A 22,999-nucleotide genomic window follows, 5' to 3' on the forward strand; every position below is an offset into this window, starting at 1 on the left:
ATGGCAAGACGCACACCGACCTCCTTAAAAGATGATAAAAAAAAGAGTATAAAATCATCATTTAATGCTCTGGTTTATATTCCAAGATTTTTTAAAGAAATTTGGAAAGTCAACAAAAGCCTCTTCCTATTATCTGCATTTTGTAGACTAATAGGAGCTTTGCTTCCTGTTATTATTTTATGGATAGGAAAACTAATTATAGATGAAATTATTTTACAAATTTCATTAGATAATCCAGACTATTATACGCTGTGGACGTATGTTGCCGCTGAGTTTGGGTTAATAATTCTCTCCGATTTAATAAGTAGAGCCATTTCATTAACCGATGGTTTATTGGGTGACGAATATAATATTGCCACGTCGATTACCATTATAAAAAAAACCAATCAAATTAATATTAGCTTATTAGAGGATTCTGAATTTTATGATAAGCTAGAACGTGCCAGAACACAAACTACTGGTCGTGTTGCTCTAATGTCTAATGTTTTAGGACAAGCGCAAAGTGCCATTTCTATTGCAACACTTATTGCGGGTTTAATTTATTTTGAACCGTACTTAATAATTCTATTAGTACTAAGTATTATTCCATCATTTATTAACGAAGTACGATTTAGTCAACAACAATATTCGTTAGCACGAAGCTGGACATCTGAACGACGCGAATTAGATTATTTACGGTTTATAGGAGCAAACGACAAAACGGCTAAAGAAATCAAACTTTTTGGCCTAACCGATTTTGTGGTAGATCGATTTAAAAATTTATCCGAAGAGTATTTTCAGCTTAATAAAACTTTGGCCATTAAACGATCTGCCTTGGGCTTTCTGTTTAATGTATTAGGGTCTTTAAGTTATTATGGAGCTTATGTATTTATTATTTATCGCGTGCTTTCTGGAGCGATTACACTTGGTGAATTAACCTTTTTATCGGGTTCGTTTAATCGCTTAATGCGAAACCTTCAAGATTTCTTTTCAAAATTCACACGTATTTCTGAAAGTGCTTTATATCTGAAAGATTATTTTGATTTCGTTGATATTTCAATTGTTTCAAAAGTTAAAGAAGATATTCCGTTACCTAAAAAAATTAAAACCGGTTTTGAAATTAAAGATGTTCGATTTGCTTATCCAAATTCTGAAACTGAAATTTTAAAAGGCATCACATTCAATCTTCAAGCCGGAGAAAAATTAGCTTTTGTTGGACAAAATGGAGCTGGAAAGACAACTTTAATAAAGCTATTATTACGATTCTACGAACCTACTTCTGGCGAAATATTATTAGATGGCATTAATATTAACCGTTTCAATATCGCGGAATATCAAGAATATTTTGGTGTTATTTTTCAAGATTTCTTTAGGTATGAATTTACTGTCAGAGAAAACATCGCGATCGGAAACATAGATGAAATAAACAACCAAGATAAAATTGAAAATGCTGCAGAATTGAGTTTAGCCAACGAAGTGGTTTCCGAATTAAAACAAGGCTACAATCAACAATTAGGAAAACGTTTTTCCAATGGACAGGAATTATCTGGCGGACAATGGCAAAAAGTAGCTTTAGCGAGAGCTTATATGAAAAGTGCCGAAGTAATGATTTTAGACGAGCCAACATCTGCCTTAGATGCAAGAGCAGAAAGCGAGGTCTTTGGTCGTTTTATTGGCTTAACTGAAGGCAAAACAAGTATTATAATTTCACACAGATTTAGTACAGTCCGCCAAGCAGATAGAATCTTAGTCTTAGAACATGGAAAAGCATTAGAAATTGGCACCCATGAGGAACTCATGAAGAATCAAGATTTGTATTCTGAATTGTTCACTCTACAAGCTGAAGGCTATCAGTAAATCAATTATCTTTGTTGTATGGAAGGAGAAATCATTAATAGAGTTGCAAACAGCAAACTAAAAGTTATAGATTTAGAAGACTATTATCCAAAAGGTGAACGTGTTCTTTTTGATATAAAAGATTGGTTGACGGAAGGTTTAGTGCTTCGCGAGAAAGACTTTAGAGCTTTTGTTTCTGAACATAATTGGTCACAATATCAGGATTGTTACGTGGCCTTACATTGTTCAACAGATGCAATTGTGCCAGATTGGGCTTATATGCTGATTGCCATAGAGCTACAAGATTATGCTAAGTTGGCTAATATTGGTTCACTAGAAAACTTAGAATCTATTTTGTATACAGAGATTATTGCAAATTTAGACCTTTCAGAATATCAAAATTCACCAGTAATTATAAAGGGTTGCTCAAACAAACCTGTACCTTCAAATGCCTTAGTATTGCTTTCTCAAAAATTAAAACCGATTGCAAAATCTATCATGTTTGGAGAAGCTTGTTCTTCGGTTCCCTTATTCAAAAAAAAATAATTTTATAAATGTGACTTATTAAAAGTTCAGGTGTCTTATTAATAGTGATTTTATCGAAAAAAAAATGATTTAAAATCAATTAACACTTAAATTTGCAAATTCAATTTTTAAAAAATTAATCCTATTATGAACAAAAAATTACTTCTATCAATATTCCTATTATTGGTAGTCACTTTAAGTTTTTCACAAACTAAAGAAGAATTACAAGCTCAAAAAGCTGAAAAACAAGCAGAAGCTGACAAATTTCAAGGAGAAGCTAATGCATTACAAGCACAAATAGATGCATTACCAGGTTGGAGAAAAGGTGCTTTTGGTACTATTGGAGGAAGCTTATCTAATTTTAACGATTGGTACTCACAAGCAGCACCAAACAATTCAACAGGAAACATTGGAATCACTTTTAATGCTTTCGCTAATAAAATTGAAGACAAATATTTTTGGAGAAACTCGCTTAACATTAATCTTGCTTGGGTAAAATTAGATGATAAAGATACTGACGCAGATAGTGATGATTTTGAACCTACATCAGATGTTTTTAATATTTCTTCACTTTACGGAAGAAATATCAGTAAAACTTGGGCTATTTCTGGTTTAGCAGAATATAGAACTACACTTTTAAATGACTTTAATGACCCAGGATTTTTAGATGTTGGTGTTGGTGCGACATGGACTCCACTTGAAAATTTAATCGTGGTAATTCACCCATTAAACTATAACTTTGTATTTGCTGAAAATGATGCTGCTTTTGAATCTTCTGCAGGTGCTAAAATTGTAGCAGATTACACAAGACAAATTGGTGCAATTAACTTTAAAACCAATTTCTCTACGTTCCAAAGCTACGAAGATAGTGACCTATCTAACTTTACTTGGACCAACTCATTTAGCTATACATTATGGAAAATGATTGGTGTTGGTTTTGATTTTGCTTTAAGAAGCAACAAACAAGAAGCTGCTAATTACCAAGAAGTTGATTTAGCTGATGCAGATAACAAATTACAATCTTATTATACTATTGGTTTAAGCTACAAGTTTTAATAGCAACCACGTTTAAAATAGAAAACCTGTCTAGATTAACATTTAGATAGGTTTTTTTATGTTTTAGCTTTCCTTAATTAAAAGTTTTCTTCTTTTCCTTTTTCTTAAAGAGGCGTTTAATAAAACCATCACGCTTTGTGGGCTCACAATCTAAGTCGCTTAAAACTTGTTCTGAAGGTGTTTCAAACTGCGCTTTAGTAATGGTATTAAAGTCACTGTCTTTATTCAATTTCTGATAGAATTTAGCAAATATAGGTAAGGCTGAATTAGAACCTTGCCCCATACCTGTAGACTTAAATCCTATGGCATGATTGTCATTTCCAACCCAAGTAATAGTAACCAAGTTTGGCGTTAAGCCAACAAACCAACCATCTTTATTATCTTGCGTCGTACCTGTTTTACCTGCTATTTCATTTTTTAATCCGTAGGTACTTCTTAATCGTGTTGCTGTACCTTTATTAACTGTAGATTTCATCATTTCTAAAAGCACCTGCCTCGTGTATTCCGTATAGGCTTCTTTTTCAGAAATTTCCGGTTCAAAAGTTGCTATGACATTACCAAATTTATCTTCAATCTTGGTAATATAATAAGGTTTTACAGCCTTACCTTCATTAAGAAAACTAGCATAAGCACCTGTTAAATCCTTCACGCTTATTTCTGCAACTCCTAATGCCAATGAGGGTTCATTGGGTAATTTTTTCGAAATTCCTAACTTTTCAACTTGCTCTAAAACTTTTTGAATACCAACCTCTTCTAAAACCTTAACCGAAATGGTGTTTACGGAATTACTTAAAGCATTTTCTAAAGTGTAATTGATATAAGGATCCTCCTCACCACTTCCGGAATTAGTAGGAGTCCAATCATCATAATCTGTATACGTCACTTTATTTAATGAGAAATAAGTACATGGACTTAAACTATGATTTATAGCTGCAGTATACACAAAAGGTTTAAAAGTAGAACCCACTTGGCGTTCACTTTGCGAAATATGATCGTATTTAAAATATCTGTAATCAATACCTCCAACGTAAGCTCTTACCGCTCCTGTGGTTGGCTCAACAGACAACATGCCTGTGTTTAAGAATTTTAAATAATGCTTTAAACTATCTATCGTCGATATGTTTTTAATGGTATCCCCTTTCCAACTAAATAAGTCTGTAGGTCGCTTAATATTTAATGAATCTTTAATTTGCTTTTCAGTTAGTCCTTGTTTTTTATACCTTTTAACTTGGTTTAATTTAGAAATCGCACTTTCAAGCAGTTTAGCATTTGTTTCCCAAGGTGAATTTTTGCCATACGATGTTTCAAAATCAGCCTGGAGCTTACTCATGTGCTCTTTCATGGCGTCTTCTGCTAATTGCTGCATTTTAAAATCTAAGGTCGTATGCACAATTAAACCATCTTTATAGAGGTCATATTTTTCTCCTTCAGGTGTTTTTAAAGTATCTAAAATAGACTCTAATTGTTTTTTTACTTCGGTTCTAAAATAAGGAGCTACTCCTAAATCGTGATTAAAAGATCGATAATCCAATTCTAGTTCTTGATCTGAATAATAAGCTAATGAATCTTTTGATAGATACTCATAGTTCACCATCTGACTTAAAACAACATTTCTTCGACCTTTGCTGCGTTCTAAATGCACTCTTGGATTGTAGTAGGTGTTTGCTTTTAATGTACCGACTAACGTTGCAGCCTCAATAAGCGAAATCTCATTTACAGATTTATTGAAGAATTTAAGCGAAGCACTTTCTATGCCGTATGTATTATCAGAAAAAGGAACCGTATTGAGATACAAGGTTAAAATATCTTCTTTAGAATACACAGATTCTATACGCTTGGCAACAATAGATTCTTTAAATTTATTAATGAGCATACTGAAAAATGCATAATTCTTTCTGCCATATAAGTTTTTAGCCAATTGAAGTGTTATTGTGCTTCCACCTCCTGCCGATTTATCTTGAAGAATTAAATTCTTGACAAACACGCGCATTAAACTAATGTTGTCTATACCATCGTGCTCGTAAAATCTTGAATCTTCTGTAGCCACTAAAGCCTCAATAAGATGTTTTGGTAAATCGTTAAACGCTACAGGTTGCCTGTCGTAGATGTAATATTTACCTATTAATTTTTCGTCCTTATCTAGTAGTTGTGTCGCTTGTTCTTGTTTTATAGAACTTATATCATCTACTGTTGGAAGTTTTCCAAAGAACCCAAGATATATACTTATATAAAGTCCTGCAAGAAACACTAAAATAGCAGCTATAAAAATAAGCAACCATTTTATCCATTTGTTACTTAGACCCTTTTTAATAAAAGTTTTAAAGCGCGATTGGGGAGCATTCATATATTTTAGAACTTTATTATTCTATATCTTCAACGTCTGGATATAGGAAATGATTGTACGGAAAACGCGTTACATGGATTTCGCGAACTTCTTTATAAACGCGTTTTCTAAACTCGTCCATGTTCTCTTTATTTAATGCCGAAATAAATAACGCATTATCACCAACTCTAGACATCCACGTTTTTTTCCATTCATCAATAGTAAAATTAGCTTCCGTACGTACTTCTACTAAATCTTCTTCATCAAAAGGTTCTGGCTCATAAGCATCAATCTTATTAAAAACCATAATGGTTGGTTTATCCTTACTCTCAATTTCATCTAAAATCTGATTAACAGAATCTATATGCTCTTCAAAATTAGTATGTGAAATATCAACAACGTGAAGTAATAAATCGGCTTCACGAACTTCATCTAATGTACTTTTAAAAGACTCTACCAATTGTGTTGGCAATTTTCTAATAAATCCTACGGTATCACTCATTAAAAATGGCAAGTTACCAATCACTACTTTTCTGACGGTAGTATCCAAGGTGGCGAACAATTTATTTTCGGCAAACACCTCACTTTTACTAATCACGTTCATTAAAGTAGATTTCCCTACATTGGTATAACCAACTAAGGCCACACGTACCATTTTACCGCGATTACCACGTTGTACGGCTTGTTGTTTATCTATAACTTTAATCTTAGCTTTTAGCAGAGCAATCTTATCACGAACAATTCGTCTATCTGTTTCAATCTCTGTTTCACCAGGTCCGCGCATACCAATTCCCCCTTTTTGACGCTCAAGGTGTGTCCACATTCCTTTTAGTCTTGGTAGTAAATATTCGCATTGTGCTAATTCAACTTGGGTCCTAGCATAACTCGTTTGTGCACGTTGGGCAAAAATGTCTAAAATAAGATTCGTTCTATCTAAAATCTTACAATTTAATATAGCACTGATGTTTCGTTCTTGTGCAGGCGATAATTCATCATCAAAAATAACAGTACCAATATCATTTTCTTCTACAAATTTTCTTACATCTTCCATTTTCCCTGTACCAATAAAGGTTTTAGGGTTGGCAATTGCCATTTTTTGGGTAAATCGTTTTATGACTTCACCACCAGCAGTATAGGTTAAAAACTCTAATTCGTCTAAGTATTCTTTAGATTTTTCTTCATCTTGATTTTGTGTAATAACACCAATGAGTACTGCTTTCTCTAATTCTATATCTTTTTTCTCTATCATAATAAATTAAAGTACAAAGTTAAGCAAATGGTTTAGTCCTATTAATATTTTAAAAAGCTATATTTAATCCTATGAATAATTATATTGACGCTTATACCATTGCATTTTATAATATCGAAAATTTATTCGATATAAAAAAAGCCCCTTTAACAAATGATAAAGATTTTTTACCAACATCTCAAAAACGCTGGACGTTAAAACGCTATCAAAATAAATTAATGAAATTGGGAACGGTAATTCCACAAATAGGTAATGAAGATAATCAAATTGCACCAATAATTATTGGTTTAGCCGAAGTTGAAAACCAGAACGTCCTCTCAGACTTAGTAAATAGTAAAAACCTCAAAGAAGAAAATTATAAATTTATTCATTTTGATTCTCCCGACGAAAGAGGTATAGACGTAGCATTACTATATAAACCTGACATTTTTAAAGTAACACATTCTGAAACCTTTTCTGTATATCTTCAAAATGAAAAAGGAGAGCAAGATTATACTAGAGATATTCTTTTGGTACAAGGGGAACTAAATAATGACCCTATTAATATCATTGTTAATCATTGGTCATCTCGTAGAGAAGGCGTCAGAGAAACCGAATTTAAGCGTATTGCATCGGCCAAAGTTGTAAATTCAGTGATTAAGAAGGTTAAAAATGAAAACTTGAAGGCTAAAATTATTGTTATGGGTGACTTTAATGATAACCCTAATTGTAATAGTATGCTACTGCTTGAGAACGAAAGCGGTCTTTTTAATCCTTTTAAAACCGTTTGGTCTCGAGACAACGGAAGTTTGAGTCATAATTTTCAATGGAACTTATTTGACCAAATTTTATTTTCTACTAATTTTTTTGACACTAGTAATTCTAAATTAGTATTTAGCGATGCTAAAGTTTTTAATAGTAAATTTCTTACGCAATTAGATGGTAAATACAAAGGTCAACCATTTAGGACCTTTGTAGGTAAAAAATATAAGGGAGGTTACAGTGATCATTTCCCCGTTTTTATTGAATTGAAGCCTTCATAATAATTAGCCAACCCATTTGTCGATTAATACGGTAGTTAATCTATTTTAAGATTGTTAACAACATGTTAATAGTCATTTTTTATATATTCGAGTTCGCATAGTTAAAACGTCCAACCAACGGCAGTTATGCGGAACACATCACAATTTTTCTCAAAAACCAACAAACCGCTTTATAATCAAACAGTTATAAAGCAAATAAATAATTTTTAACAAACCGATTAATAATGAAAAAAATTACTCTATTTTTAATCATGCTAGGTTTCTTCCTTACCGCTAGCGCTCAGTATGATTTTCCACCTATAGTAGGACCGATAAATGTTGTCTCCGGAGGAAATGTAAGTATCAATATCAATGATACAGCCAATACAGCAGGCATGCCTGCATCCTCTTCTGGGTCATATTCATCGTTTTCGGTATCAGCTGATTGGGTCGAAGGTGACGGATTCCCTTATTCTCAAGAAGCCCAACTGACTATAACGACTTCAGCGGGAGATGTATTTTTAGATATAGCAACTTCTGGCTGGAACTTTGACGCTAACGATACAACGTTGATTTTCTCAGGTGAATTACCTGCAGGTTACGATCCTACTACAGACGGATATTTAGAAATTACACCTAACCAAGATTATGCTGGATCTGATGCCAATTGGTCTAATATAGTTGTAACACTTTTTGAAAGTCCAAGCTGTCTTAGCCCATCAGGTATGATGACTACCATGTTAACAACAACAGATGTTGATTTAACTTGGAGTGCAGGCTTTTCTGAAACGGCATGGAATGTTGAATACAATAGTGGAGCCGATTTTACACCAGGTGCAGGTGAAGAAGAAGCTTCTGCTGCTATTACAGGTACACCTGCAACATCATTCACAGGATTAACTGAGAATACAAATTACTATGTGTATTATCAAGCCGATTGTGGTATCGATGATGGTGTAAGCGAATGGGTAGGACCTTTTACTTTTTATACAGGTTATTGTCAATCTATACCAACAAATCTAGAGGGTAATGGAATCTCACAAATAGTATTAGGTGAGGAAACATTAATTTCTGAAGGAGCTCTTAACAATGAAGATTTTACAGCAACAACTGTTGATTTAGCTTCTAGTGTAACTTCAAACATGCAAATTACCTTTGTTACAGGTTATGCATACTACGCTAACGTTTGGATTGATTTTAATAATGATTTAGTATATGACAATGCTACTGAATTGGTTTTTTCAGGGCAAGCACCAGGTGGTAACCCTACTACATTAGATGCATCATTCGTAATGCCAGAAGTACCTTTAGGTAATTATAATATGAGAATGGTAAGTTCATACAATGAACAATCGCCAGCTAACCCATGTTATTCAGGGATTTGGGGTGTAACAGCAGAAATGACTATAAACGTTACCGAAGCACCAAGTTGTATTCCTCCTAGTGCTTTAACAGCTACTGGAATTGGAGCAAATTCTGCAGAACTCAGTTGGAATCAAGTAGGTAGTGTATCCCAATGGAATATTGAAGTTGTAACTAATGGAACTCCGCCAACAGGTACACCAACCGAAATTGATATTTTAAATCCATATACTGCTACTGGTTTAGACGGTTTAACAAGTTACGATTATTATGTACAAGCTAATTGTGGAAGTGAGCTAAGTGCATGGACAGGTCCTTTTACATTTACGACGTTATGTGATGTAATTGTTCCTGATTATATTCAAGACTTTACAGATCTTACTTTTACTGTCACCCCTGAATGTTGGGATGAAGCTGATAATGGTGACCCAACTACGGGCCCTATAGATTTGGGCGCAGGATCTTGGACCGTTGATGGATTTCTTAATGATGGTTTTACAGGAGCCTATAAAATAAATGTTTATGGTTCAACTTTTGTAGATTTTAGTGATTGGATTTTATCACCACAGTTTGACCTAACTGGTGATCCTTTTCAAGTAGAATTTGATTTTGGCATTACACTATGGGGTAATGCAAACCCTGGTGTATTAGGTTCTGATGATTCAGTACAACTTTTAATATCAAACGATAATGGCATTTCGTGGACAACTTTACTTACTTATGACAATGCTTCTACAATACCTGCAGCTGGCGCTCATCCAGTAGTAAATTTATCGGCATATAGTGGTCAAACCGTTCAATTTGCTATATATGCTACCTCTGGAACAATCGTTGACTCGCAAGATGTTGACATATTTGTAGATAATTTCCAAGTAAGAGCCGTACCTGAATGTCCTGAACCAAATGATTTAGCGGTTACAAATATAACATCTGATTCTGCTGAATTATCATGGGTAGAAGCAGGAACTTCTGCAATATGGAATGTAGAAATAGTAGAAGCAGGTGAAACACCGACAGGTACACCAACAGACACAAACGTTTCTAACCCTTATATTGCAACAGGTCTTGATGCAATTACTTCTTATGATTTCTATGTACAATCTGATTGTGGTGGCGATATAAGTGTGTATACTGGTCCTTTAAACTTCACAACGGTATGTTCTGTGTTTATTCCAGATTATATTCAAAACTTCACAACTATAACTCCTGATTGTTGGAATGAAGCCAATAACGGTGATTTAACGACTGGTCCTACAGAATTAGGAGCTAGTTCTTGGACTGCTGATGGATTCCTTAACGATGGTTTTACTGGAGCTTATAGATTAAACTTATACGGTACAACTTTCAACGATTGGATTTTATCACCACAATTTGACTTAACTGGTGGTCCTTTTCAAGTAGAATTTGATTTCGGAATTACAACTTGGACAAATACTACTGTTGGAACGTTAGGTTCTGATGATATTGTGGATTTCTTAATATCTACCGATAATGGTGCTACATGGTCGAGTTTAACAACTTATGACAATACATCTACATTATCTGAAACCGGTGAACATCCAGTAATGGATTTAACGGCGTATAGTGGTCAAATAGTACAATTTGCATTTTATGCTACTAGTGGTACTGTTAATGACGGTAACGACAATGATGTATTTGTAGATAACTTTAGAGTTAGAGGCATTCCAACATGTCCTGAGCCTACAGACTTAACAGCTACTAATTTAAGTTTAACGTCTACTGAATTAAGTTGGACAGAAAACGGATCTGCTTCAGAATGGAACATTCAATATGGTGAAGCTGGTTTCGCACTAGGTTCTGGTACATTTGAATATAATATCGACACCAACCCATATATTTTATCTGATTTAACATCTGATACTAGTTATGAGTATTATGTACAAGCTATTTGTAGCCCTGGAGATGAAAGTTCATTTAACGGCCCATTCGAGTTCTATACTGGTTACTGTGCTTCTATTCCTTCATCTAATGATGGTAATGGAGTTAACAACGCTACAGTCGGTTTAACAGATTTTCCAAGTCCAGGAGATGTCACTTATGAAAATAATACGTCACCTGTTGTGAATGTTTTCCAAGGGATAAATACCAATGTAGAAATAGAATATGCTCATACAGCAACCTACAATACTAATATCTGGATAGATTTTAATGATGATTTAATATTCGATACCTCTGAGATGGTATATGGAGGTGCTTCAGCAGGCGGTAGTAATCCACATATATTAGATGCTTCATTTACAATGCCTTTAACAGCTCCACTAGGAGAACATAGAATGCGAATTGTAGGAACTGATTTTGTACAAACACCTATTAACCCTTGTTATAATGGCACTTGGGGTGTAACTTTAGATTTCACAGTAAACGTTCAAGAATTAAATTGTACGCTTGCCGAAGCAGAATTTACAACAGTACCAGACTGTGATAACGATCAATTTTACATTGCTGTAAACGTTATAAGTTTAGGCGATGCTACTTCATTAGAAATTACTAATAATTTTGATGGAGGTACAATTCAAGTCTCTGATACTGAAACATACCAAGCCGGTCCATTCGCTTTTGGAACTGCCGTTAAAGTATTTGTAACCAATGAACAAGATAATAATTGTGTTATCAGCAGTGAAACTTTCGAAATTTTAGCATGTCCACCAAGTAATGATGAATGTGACCAAGCTATAACAGCAGTAGTTAATGAGTTTGGTAGTTGCGATTTAGTAACTTCTGGAACTATACTAGCTGCATCACCTTCAAATGTTCCTGACAGTTCTTGTACTGGCACACCAAATGACGATGTTTGGTTTGAGTTTACAGCTTTAAGTGACGTTCAACTGATTTCAATAATTAATATTACTGGAGGTACCACTAATATAGATCATGCTGTTTATGAAGGGGCTTGTGGATCTTTAACAGAATTATATTGTTCAGATGATGTTGCAAGTATAACAACACAATTAACCATTGGCACAACGTATTACATAAGAGTATTTAGTGGAGGTAGTGTGTCAGAGACTTCTACGTTTGATCTTTGTATTAGACCTGCACCAACAAATACATTATGTGAAAATGCAGAAAATTTCTGTTCAGAAGGAGGAGCTTTAGTTGCACCTAGTATATTTGGAATTCCATCTGCTGGAGCAATAGCATGTTTAACTTCTGCTCAAAACCCAACATGGAATACTATTCAAATTGGTAGTCCTGGATTGGTTGAAATTACAATATCTCAGGTAGATGATGATGGTTTCGGCTTAGACGTAGATTATGCACTTTGGGGACCTTTTAGTTCTATAGAAGACTCTTGTGATAATTTAGATTTAGGGTGTCCAACACCAGGAGATTGTCCAGGAATTCCATATGCACCAGAATTCTATCCGTATGGAAACATTGCAGATTGTAGTTGGTCAGCAGCTTCAATAGAAACATTAACAATAGACAATGCCCTAGAAGGAGAAATCTATATACTACTAGTATCTAACTATGGAAATCAACCAGGTACAATTTCTATAGAGCAAACAAACGGAGGTGGTCCAACAGATGGAACTATTGACGCTGAAATCTCAGCTGAGATTGTTAGTAACGAAGTTCTACTTTTAGAAACTGATGATCCTAATATCGTTGAAGCTAATGTATGTGGTTTTGAATCAATAACGTTAGAAACAAGCTCACCTTTTGCAGATGAATATGTTTGGTATAAAGATGGTTTTGTTATGGAAGGAGAAACTTCTTCAACTCTTGTTGTTACAGAATCTAACAACTACCAAGTACAGGCTACTGATAACCAATGTGGTTCTGAAGCATTCTCTCAAATAGCATTTATATACCTTTATGAAGATCCAGAGCCATTAGCTCCTCAAACACTCGCTGAATGTGATGGGCCAGAAGCTGACGGAACAGAAACATTTGATTTAGATGCTTTTTCAACATCACTTGGTCTCGATGGATTTACGGTAAGCTATTATTTGACTACAGATGATGCTGCCCAAGCCATAAACCCTGTAGATTCTCAATATGAATCAAGTGGTGAGACACTAATCATCAGAATAGAAGATGAAAATGCTGCAATAAATGGATTCTTAGGATGTAGAGAGTTATCTCAAATAGAATTAATAGTTAATCCAAGACCTATTATTAATCAGCCAGAAGATTTTGTTGTCTGTGATGATTTAGATGGTGTTGTAGATGGTGAAACAGAATTTGATTTAGTTTCCTTAAATGACGAAATTACTATTGAAGATGATATCATAATCTCATACCATACTTCTTTAGAAACAGCAGAAGCTGGTTCAGGCGCATTAACTAACCCTTACACTAGTAGCGGAGAAACTGTTTATGTCAGAGCAGAAAATACAGTAACTGGATGTTACCAGACGACTTCATTTGATCTAGAAGTTAATATCGTTCCATTGGCTGATTTTGATCTTCAGTATAATTATATAGTATGTCCTGACGCAACAGTTCCAATTACAATTGGCATAACCCCTTCTAACTTTACTGATGCAGATGTTTCTGTTAGTTGGTCTTTAGATGGTAACCCAATAACTGGAAATGGTACAACCTTAAGTTCTGTACTGCTTGCAGGTGAATATTCTGCTACTATAACTTTTAATGGTACAGGATGTTCTAACACTATAACTGTAACTGTTGAAGAAGCTGAGTCATGTATCTTCCCTGAAGGTATTTCACCAGGTGTTTCACCAGGTCAGAACGATACTTTTGACTTAAGCAGTTTTGGTGTGACTAAACTTGAAATATTTAACAGATACGGAACACTCGTGTATTCAAAAAAGAATTACGTTGATGAATGGGTTGGACAAAACAATGATGGTGATGAGCTACCAGTAGGTACGTATTTCTATACGGTTGTTTACGAAGGTGGTGCAAAAACAAAAAGTGCTTGGGTATATATTAACAAATAATCAACTATAAAAAATTAACTTATTATAATGAAAAAACTCTCTATTATAGCGGTTTTGCTTTTAGCATTTCAGATGCATGGGCAACAAGACCCACAGTACACGCAGTACATGTATAATATGAATATCATTAATCCTGCGTATGCAGGCTCAAAAGAAAATCTTTCTTTTGGATTATTATACAGAAATCAATGGACAAAGATTGATGGCGGACCAGAAACAGGAACATTTTTCGGTCATGCACCTATTAGTGATAAGCTTGGCTTAGGGGTGTCTCTTATTTCAGATCAAATTGGTCCGGTTAAAGAAACCAATGCTTATATAGATTTGTCGTACACATTGCAATTAGGTGGTGAACACCGTTTAGCATTTGGCGTAAAAGCGGGAGCTACATTTCATGATATAGGTTTAAACTCGGGTGTAGATGTGGTGGATAATACAGACCCATTTTTTGCACAAGACATTAATACGACAACACCTAATATCGGAGCAGGGTTCTTTTATTATACTGATAAATATTATGTTTCCTTATCTGTACCAAATTTATTGTCATCAGTACATTTAGATGCTGATGGTTATGAAATAGGATCTGAAACACAACACTATTTCTTAACTGGTGGTTACGTGTTCGATTTATCACCAAATACAGAGTTGAAGCCATCAGTAATGGTGAAGTCTGCATTTGATGCACCAACATCATTCGATGTTAACGTCAATGCGAGATTCTACAAAAAATTCGAAATTGGAGCGTCATATCGATTAGATGATTCATTTTCTGGTTTAGTTAATTTTGCTTTATCACCATCTATAAGAGTAGGATATGCATATGATGCCATCTCTTCAGATATTAAAGCCTATGCACCTGCATCTCATGAGATCATGTTATTATTTGATCTTAATTTTGCAAAACGTGTTTCTCGTTCACCTAGATACTTTTAATCAGTTAAGCTAAATCAATTATGAAAAACTATAAAACATTATTATTAATTACGTTGATGAGTGGTTTTTGCCTAACTGCTCAAAATAAAGATACTAAAAAAGCAGACAAGCAATTTGCACAATACGAATTTGTAAAAGCCGCAGAAAGCTACAACAAACTCGTAGACAATGGTAAAGCTGATGCTTATGTATATGGACAACTTGCTGAAAGTTATTATAACATTTTTAATACTGAAGCAGCTGAACGTTGGTATGCTAAAGCATTAGAAACATCTGATAACCCAGAAATGGTATACAAGTACTCACAAATGCTAAAAGCAAATGGTAAGTATGACGAATCTAACAAACAGATGGATAAATTTGCAACGCTACGTCCTTCAGATGACAGAGCTACAGCTTATAGAAAAAACCCTGATTACCTTCCTAAGATTTTAGAACAAGGTAAAAAGTTTAATGTTCAAAATGCAGATTTCAATTCTGAACAATCTGATTTTGGTGGTACTATGAGTGAAGGTAAATTATACATCACATCGGGTCGTAACGATAGTCGTAAAACTTATGGATGGAACGATCAGCCGTTTTTAGATATTTACACAATTACTAAAAATACTGACGGAACATACCAAGAAGCAACTTTAGCAAATAATAAAATCAATACGAGATACCACGAAGGTTTAGTATCGTTTTCTCCAGATGGTAAAACCATGTATTTTTCTAGAGAAAGTTATTACGAAAAAGATTTTCAAAAGGATTCTTTAAGCAGTACAAAATTCAGTCAACTTTATTTATTTAAAGCGACTAAATTAGGGGATGATTGGGATACTATAGAAGCATTAGCTGTTAATAGTGAAAATTACTCAGTTAAAAATCCTTCTGTCAGTACTGATGGGAAAACCTTATATTTTTCTTCGAATATGCCAGAAGGTTTTGGTGGATTTGATATTTATAAAGCACCAATAAACGATGATGGTACATTAGGTGAAGCTGAAAACTTAGGTCAAAAAGTAAATACTGAAGGTCAAGAAATGTTCCCATACATTAGTAGTAACAACACTTTATATTTCTCTTCAAACGGACATTTAGGACTTGGTGGATTAGACGTCTTTTATACAAAAGTAATTGACGGTAAAATAGCGCCTGTTCGTAATGTAGGTATTCCTATTAACAGTAATGCTGATGATTTTGCTTTCTCTATTGATGAAGAGAATGATGAAGGGTTTGTATCTTCCAACAGAACTGGTGGAAAAGGTAGCGACGATATTTACGCATTTAAAAAACTACAACCACTTTGTGATGTACTAATTAGTGCTACTGTTTTAGATGATAAAACACGTGAACCTATTAGTGGAGCAGCAGTTTCATTATTTGATGCAGAAGGAAACAAAGTCGTTTCAAAAACAACTAATGAAGAAGGTGTTGCTGAATTTATCGTGGAATGTGAAGAAGATTCAGAACTTGAAGTTGTAATGGATGGCTTTGATAGCAAAAAAGTGCAAGTTAAAGGTTCTAATGACGAAGAAAATAATGTTCAAATTTCTTTAGACCCTATTGAAAAGTTAATCGTAGATGAATCAATTAATTTAGCACCAATTTTCTTCGAATTTGATGAGTCAAATATTACAGCACAAGCGGCTTTTGAATTAGACAAATTAGTTCAGATAATGAACAAATATCCTGAAATGGTTATTGAAGCAACATCACATACAGATAATAGAGGAACCGATACTTATAATAACGGACTTTCTGATCGCAGAGCTAAAACGACGGTTCAGTATGTAATTTCTAAAGGTATTGATGAAGCTCGTATTACTGGTGAAGGTAAAGGTGAAACGGAACCAAAAGTAGATTGTTCAGGTGGTTGTACAAAAGCACAACATGCAGAAAATAGACGCTCAGAGTTTATTATTGTTAGCCCAACAGCTGAATAAACCCTAGTTAACATAAAAATTAAAAAGCCTATTCTTTAAAACGAATAGGCTTTTTCTTTTACCATTTTTTATATGGAAATTTACTTAATTGAGAATTGTAATATTTAATATCACCTGTAACTTCCATTCCAACCCAATTCGGTTTTTCAAAGTTTTCAGATTCCGAATTTAATTCAACCTCAGCAATAACTAAACCTTCATTATCACCATAAAATTCATCTATTTCAAAAGTGTGATCATTAGATTTAACTTCATAACGCGTTTTATCAATAATTCCAGGTTCACAAAGTTGTAATAAGGCTTCAGCTTCTGATTTAGAGATGTCTTTCTCCCACTCAAAACGTGATAAACCATTAGCAGTAGATTTTCCTTTAACAGTTAAATACCCTTTGTCATTTTTTAATCGAACTCTCACTGTTCGCTCTTTATCACTATTTAAAAAACCTTGTTTTATAGTGTAACTCCTATACGCTTCTGTTTTAAAAGCCACAGAGTTCACCAAAAATTTTCGTTCTATTTCTATCATCACAAGTCTTAATAATTACAATTTAAAAGGCATTTAATGCCTAAATTTACAGTATGATTAACGATTTACCAATAAGAAAGATAATTCATGTAGATATGGATGCATTTTATGCCTCTGTAGCACAGATGGATTATCCAGAACTTAAAGGTAAACCCATTGCTGTTGGAGGTAGCGGAACACGAGGTGTTGTAAGTGCTGCAAGTTACGAGGCACGTAAATTTGGAGTCAAAAGTGCCATGTCTGGACGGTTAGCTATAAAATTATGTCCCGAACTTATTTTTGTAAAAACAGATTTTGAGCGTTATACTGAAATCTCTAAACGCATCCGAAAAATTTTTATTGAATATACCGACTTAGTAGAACCATTATCCTTAGATGAAGCCTATTTAGATGTTACAGAAAACAAAATGGGATTCCCTAGCGCCTCATTAATTGCTGAAGAGATACGACAACGGATTTTCAACGAAGTGGGCTTAACGGCTTCCGCAGGGATCTCTATTAATAAATTTATCGCTAAAATAGCCAGTGATTATAATAAACCCAATGGCCAGAAAACGGTAAATCCAGAAGATGTCATTCCTTTTTTAGAAGATTTAGACATTCGCAAATTTTATGGTGTTGGTAAAGTGACCGCTGAAAAAATGTATCAAAAAGGCATTTTTACAGGAAAAGATTTAAAATTGAAATCCTTAGAGTATTTAGACGCCAATTTTGGAAAATCGGGTCGCTATTATTACGATGTGGTACGAGGCGTACATACAAGCGAAGTAAAACCTAATAGAATTAGAAAGTCTTTAGCAGCAGAACGCACTTTTAATGAAAACCTATCGTCTGAAATTTTTATGCTAGAAAAACTTGAGCATATCGCAGAAGAAGTCTCTAAACGATTACAGAAAAGTAAAGTAGCAGGAAAAACAATCACCCTAAAAATAAAGTATAGCGATTTTACCTTGCAGACACGGAGCAAAACCTTGCCTTATTATGTTAGTGAAAAAACGTTAATTCTAGAAACTGCAAAAGATCTACTCTATCAAGACATTATGAAAAATTCAGTTCGACTCCTAGGTATTTCCTTATCAAATTTAAATACCGAAAAATCTAAAAAAATGAAACCGACAAACCTTGAAAAAAAATCCGTTAGTGTGCAATTAAAATTTACCTTTTAATTTAAACGCGTTTAATAACCATCTAACAGACTTAGGATTTAGAACATATAGTTAAAAAAAATGCAGTATCGTTTAACAACAATACTGCATTTACTTTATCTTAATTATTAAAGCTACTGTTTAGAAACTACAGCTTTCTATTTCAGAAACTCGCAACGTATTTACCATACCTTTATCTTGTATTGGCATTGCCGCTAAACTAATTAGCATGTCTCCGACTTCTAAATATCCTTTTTTACAAGCCATAGCATTTACGTCTTCTATGGTTTCATCTGTACTTACGTATTTATCATAATAAAAAGCTGTAACACCCCAAAGAAGACTCAGTTGTGTTAATATGCGTTTGTTTGATGTAAATACTAAAATATGAGCAGATGGTCTCCAAGCCGAAATCTGAAAAGCTGTATAGCCACTATTAGTTAAAGTAGAAATTGCTTTTGCATTAATCTCATTCGCCATGTTTGCTGCGTGATAACAAATAGCTTTAGTAATATATCTTTTAGTACGAATATGAGGAGGTGATTGTGGCACCTCAATAAGTGGTGAATCTTCTACACTACGTATAATATTTGACATTTGACGAATCACCTGAACAGGATACTGCCCAACAGACGTTTCACCAGATAACATTACAGCATCTGCACCATCCATAACAGAGTTAGCGACATCATTAACTTCAGCACGTGTTGGTGTTAAACTTGTAATCATGGTTTCCATCATTTGGGTTGCAATAATTACAGGAATTCTAGCACGTTTGGCTCTTAAAACTAATTGCTTTTGAATTAATGGTACTTCTTCTGCAGGAATTTCAACACCTAAATCACCACGAGCTACCATTAAGCCATCACAATAGGCTACAATTTTATCGATATTCTCAACCGCTTCTGGCTTTTCAATTTTAGCGATAATTGGAATTTTATGCTCACTATGCTCACTAATTAAACGCTCTAATTGCATTAAATCTTCTGCATGACGCACAAATGATAAAGCCATCCAATCTACTTTCTGACCAATTGCAAAAATGGCATCTTCAATATCCTTTTCTGTTAAAGCAGGTTGTGAAATATTAGTGTTAGGAAGGTTTACCCCTTTCTTAGATTTTAAAGGCCCACCTTGTATAACTCTTGCTTTAACCTCAGAAATTTTATCTGTAGAAACAACTTCAAAAATTAATTTTCCATCATCTAATAATATACGTTCGCCTGGCTGTGCATCTTGTGGAAACTTATCATACGTCATGTAAACACGTTCTTTAGTTCCTTCAAAACGCTCACCAGTTGCAAAAATAATTTCGTCACCTGGATTTACAAACACTTCACCTTTCATGGTTCCAACGCGTAATTTAGGACCTTGAAGATCTCCTAAGATTGAAGCATTATAACCAAATTCTTCATTAAGCTCTCTAATCATTTTAATACGTTCTTCAACGTCTTTATAATCTGCATGAGAAAAATTAATTCTGAATACGTTACAGCCTTCATCTAGCATTGCTTTTAATACCTCTTTTGTACTAGTTGCTGGACCTAAAGTTGCTACTATTTTTGTTTTCTTGTTTATTGACATCAATCTAAAATATTAAATGGTCTTTCGACTTTATTTTTAACGGATCTACCGTATAACTGGTTATAACTTGCGGAATGGCTTGTATCTTTTTTAAGATAAGCTTCTCATCCACATTCTTTATTTCGTCTGAAACTTTAATGAAATAATCTACTTTTTTATATTCGGAAATTAAATGGAATGTTTTGAGCACTTTCTCAGAATCACTAAATAATGTTCCTGTACTACTTAAACTATCTTCTTCTTTTTGACAAACGTTAGAAATTAAATTCCATAACACATATTCCGTTTCATTATCCCATTCATAAATACTGTATGAGGATTCTAAATACTTAAAGTCTATATCTTTCTGCTTACGTTCTAACTTAAGCTCTAAATGCTTGTTGAGCAAATAGGCCAATCGATAATCTTCTAACCTACAATGAATCGCAATTAGTTTATAGGAATCATCATAGAAATCATCTACCTGAAGTTTATGTAAAGCCATACAATTATAACTTTGAACGGTAAATATAGTATATTAATCGCTGTAATTTATTAAGATTATGCTAAGATTAGGTCTTAAAATCTACGAAAACGTTATAGTTCGTTTGATTTAATTCTATTGTGAAAAATATTACTGAACCTTGGTAATCTGATTCTGTAAAGCAAAAAATGCACGTTTAGATGCTTTTTCTTCTGCCTTTTTCTTTGAGGTTGCTCTTGCTTTAGAAACCACCTTATTATTAATAGTAAGCTTTACAGAAAAGTGCTTTAACTCATCCTTACCTGTGTCTTCGTACACTTCATAATCAAAAGTATTTTTCTCTTTTTGGCACCACTCTATTAATAAACTCTTATAACTAATAACTTTGCCTTCTAAAGATTCAATATCAACATGCGGATTTATAACACGCTTATTTATAAATTTTTCACAATAGCTATAGCCTTTATCTAAATAAATAGCACCGACTAACGCTTCAAAAAGATTGCCGTGAATATTATTCCCAAAATTAGAGGTCGGAATTCTACTTTCTACAAAATCTATAAGTCGTAGTTCTTCACCTAGTTTATTAAGATGCTCTCTGCTGACCACTTTAGAACGCATCTTGGTGAGATATCCTTCATCTCCATGTGGTACTTTTTCAAATAGATAAGCAGCAATTACGGAACCAAGTATGGCATCTCCAACAAACTCTAAGCGTTCGTAGTTAATAGCATTCCCTTTATCGTCCTTTAAATTCATAGAACGATGCGTAAATGCTGTGATATAAAGCGATTTAGACTTGGGCTTAAACCCAATTACCTCTTTAATTTTAAAAAAAAAATTCCCGTCTTCTTGAGAGCGGGAATTTAATATGTTACGAATGAAGCTCATTCGGGATTTAATCTAATTTTTTGAATAGTACACAAGCGTTATGTCCGCCAAATCCAAATGTGTTACTCATCGCGACTTTAATATCTCGTTTCTGAGCTTTATTGAGCGTTAAATTTAATTCTGGATCTATGTTTTCGTCAACCATTTTATGGTTAATTGTTGGCGGTATAATACCATGCTCCATTGCTAAAATAGAAGCAATTGCCTCAATAGCTCCAGCAGCACCCAACAAGTGACCTGTCATAGATTTTGTAGAATTAATATTTATGTTTTTAGCATGACTGCCAAATACTGTTGATATAGCTTTTAACTCGGCAACATCACCCAAAGGTGTTGATGTACCGTGTGTATTTATATGGTCTACATCTTCAGGCTTTAGACCCGCATTTTCTAAACAATTTTTCATTACCGCAACAACACCTATGCCTTCAGGATGAGGCGCTGTCATATGATACGCATCCGAAGATAAACCTCCACCTAAAACTTCTGCATAGATTTTAGCTCCTCTTGCTTTTGCGTGTTCGTACTCTTCTAAAACAATAGCTCCAGCTCCTTCACCCAATACAAAACCATCTCTAGTTGCATCAAATGGTCTAGAAGCCGTTTCAGGACTCTCGTTTCGAGTACTCATTGCATGCATAGCATTAAATCCACCCATACCAGCAATAGTAACTGCAGCTTCACTTCCTCCTGTTATAATCACATCACAAGACCCTAAACGTATAGTGTTTAAAGCATCGATCATTGAATTTGCAGAAGAAGCACAAGCAGATACTGTAGTATAGTTAGGTCCCATAAAACCATATTTTATAGATATGTTTCCAGGCGCTATATCAGCAATCATTTTTGGAATAAAACGTGGATTAAATCGAGGTGTTCCATCACCAGCAGCAAAGTTTAACACTTCTTCTTGAAATGTTTCTAAACCACCGATACCAGCTCCCCAAATAACTCCAACTCTTAATTTGTTTATGGCATCTAGATCTAGTTTTGAGTCTGCAATTGCTTCATCTGAAGCGACCATTGCATACTGCGAAAACTTATCCATTTGACGCGCTAATTTCCTGTCAATAAAATCAGTAACTTCAAAGTTTTTTATTTCACAAGCGAACTGAGTTTTGAACTTTTCAGGGTCAAAATGTGTTACACGAGCGGCACCACTTTTACCACTAATAAGAGCATCCCAATATTCTTCTATTGTATTTCCTATTGGTGTAAGTGCACCTAAACCCGTTACTACGACTCGCTTTAATTCCATAAAAAT

The 22,999-nt window shown here is 34.2% G+C and carries 15 protein-coding genes; 8 read left to right on the plus strand and 7 right to left on the minus strand.

Annotation, left to right across the window (positions count from 1 at the left end):
- The 3 genes from HM992_RS02715 (at position 1) to HM992_RS02725 (ending at position 3,396) form a co-directional block, all read left to right on the plus strand.
- Positions 1–1,836 carry an ABC transporter ATP-binding protein gene (locus tag HM992_RS02715; protein WP_179318627.1) on the plus strand — a complete coding sequence of 612 codons (1,836 nt, stop codon included), beginning with the start codon at positions 1–3 and terminating at the stop codon, positions 1,834–1,836.
- Positions 1,837–1,854: 18 nt separating this feature from the next.
- Positions 1,855–2,361: a DUF2480 family protein gene (locus HM992_RS02720; protein ID WP_178986533.1), complete on the plus strand. Its 507-nt coding sequence runs from the start codon at positions 1,855–1,857 to the stop codon at positions 2,359–2,361.
- 126 nt (positions 2,362–2,487) lie between these two features.
- On the plus strand, positions 2,488–3,396 hold the full coding sequence (locus HM992_RS02725; protein ID WP_179318628.1) for a DUF3078 domain-containing protein: 909 nt from the start codon (positions 2,488–2,490) through the stop codon (positions 3,394–3,396).
- A 73-nt stretch (positions 3,397–3,469) separates the two neighbouring features.
- Here HM992_RS02725 and HM992_RS02730 read toward each other — a convergent pair whose 3' ends face one another.
- Positions 3,470–5,740, minus strand: a complete 2,271-nt coding sequence (locus HM992_RS02730) for a penicillin-binding protein 1A (RefSeq protein WP_179318629.1) — start codon at positions 5,738–5,740, stop codon at positions 3,470–3,472.
- Positions 5,741–5,756: 16 nt separating this feature from the next.
- Positions 5,757–6,968, minus strand: coding sequence for a GTPase HflX (gene hflX / locus HM992_RS02735; protein WP_178986530.1), 1,212 nt, complete (start codon positions 6,966–6,968; stop codon positions 5,757–5,759).
- A gap of 71 nt (positions 6,969–7,039) precedes the next feature.
- On the opposite strand from hflX, the gene HM992_RS02740 reads away from it, so the two are divergent.
- From HM992_RS02740 to HM992_RS02755, 4 genes are all read left to right on the plus strand, one after another.
- Positions 7,040–7,990 (plus strand): endonuclease/exonuclease/phosphatase family protein, encoded by a 951-nt coding sequence (locus HM992_RS02740; protein WP_179318630.1) that lies wholly within the window; start codon positions 7,040–7,042, stop codon positions 7,988–7,990.
- Between the two features lie 224 nt (positions 7,991–8,214).
- Positions 8,215–14,262 carry a GEVED domain-containing protein gene (locus HM992_RS02745; RefSeq protein ID WP_179318631.1) on the plus strand — a complete coding sequence of 2,016 codons (6,048 nt, stop codon included), beginning with the start codon at positions 8,215–8,217 and terminating at the stop codon, positions 14,260–14,262.
- A gap of 27 nt (positions 14,263–14,289) precedes the next feature.
- Positions 14,290–15,198, plus strand: a complete 909-nt coding sequence (locus HM992_RS02750; RefSeq protein ID WP_179318632.1) for a PorP/SprF family type IX secretion system membrane protein — start codon at positions 14,290–14,292, stop codon at positions 15,196–15,198.
- 20 nt (positions 15,199–15,218) lie between these two features.
- Entirely contained in the window at positions 15,219–17,126 is a 1,908-nt protein-coding gene (locus tag HM992_RS02755; protein ID WP_179318633.1) for an OmpA family protein, read from the plus strand.
- A 58-nt stretch (positions 17,127–17,184) separates the two neighbouring features.
- Here the strand turns inward: HM992_RS02755 and HM992_RS02760 are convergent, their stop codons facing one another.
- On the minus strand, positions 17,185–17,652 hold the full coding sequence (locus HM992_RS02760; protein WP_179318634.1) for a CYTH domain-containing protein: 468 nt from the start codon (positions 17,650–17,652) through the stop codon (positions 17,185–17,187).
- Between the two features lie 53 nt (positions 17,653–17,705).
- Here HM992_RS02760 and dinB point away from each other — a divergent pair, with 53 nt between their 5' ends.
- Positions 17,706–18,818 (plus strand): DNA polymerase IV, encoded by a 1,113-nt coding sequence (gene dinB, locus HM992_RS02765; protein ID WP_179318635.1) that lies wholly within the window; start codon positions 17,706–17,708, stop codon positions 18,816–18,818.
- Positions 18,819–18,938: 120 nt separating this feature from the next.
- Here the strand turns inward: dinB and pyk are convergent, their stop codons facing one another.
- From pyk to fabF, 4 genes are all read right to left on the minus strand, one after another.
- The gene (gene pyk / locus HM992_RS02770) at positions 18,939–20,381 is read right to left on the minus strand and encodes a pyruvate kinase (RefSeq protein WP_179318636.1); all 1,443 of its coding nucleotides are present in this window, start codon (positions 20,379–20,381) and stop codon (positions 18,939–18,941) included.
- Between the two features lie 4 nt (positions 20,382–20,385).
- On the minus strand, positions 20,386–20,865 hold the full coding sequence (locus HM992_RS02775) for an IPExxxVDY family protein (protein WP_178986524.1): 480 nt from the start codon (positions 20,863–20,865) through the stop codon (positions 20,386–20,388).
- Positions 20,866–20,994: 129 nt separating this feature from the next.
- Positions 20,995–21,735, minus strand: a complete 741-nt coding sequence (gene rnc / locus HM992_RS02780; protein ID WP_179318637.1) for a ribonuclease III — start codon at positions 21,733–21,735, stop codon at positions 20,995–20,997.
- 7 nt (positions 21,736–21,742) lie between these two features.
- Entirely contained in the window at positions 21,743–22,993 is a 1,251-nt protein-coding gene (gene fabF / locus HM992_RS02785) for a beta-ketoacyl-ACP synthase II (RefSeq protein ID WP_178986522.1), read from the minus strand.
- Between the last annotated feature and the right edge of the window lie 6 nt (positions 22,994–22,999).

The organism is Winogradskyella helgolandensis (assembly GCF_013404085.1).
Taxonomy (GTDB): Bacteria; Bacteroidota; Bacteroidia; order Flavobacteriales; family Flavobacteriaceae; genus Winogradskyella; species Winogradskyella helgolandensis.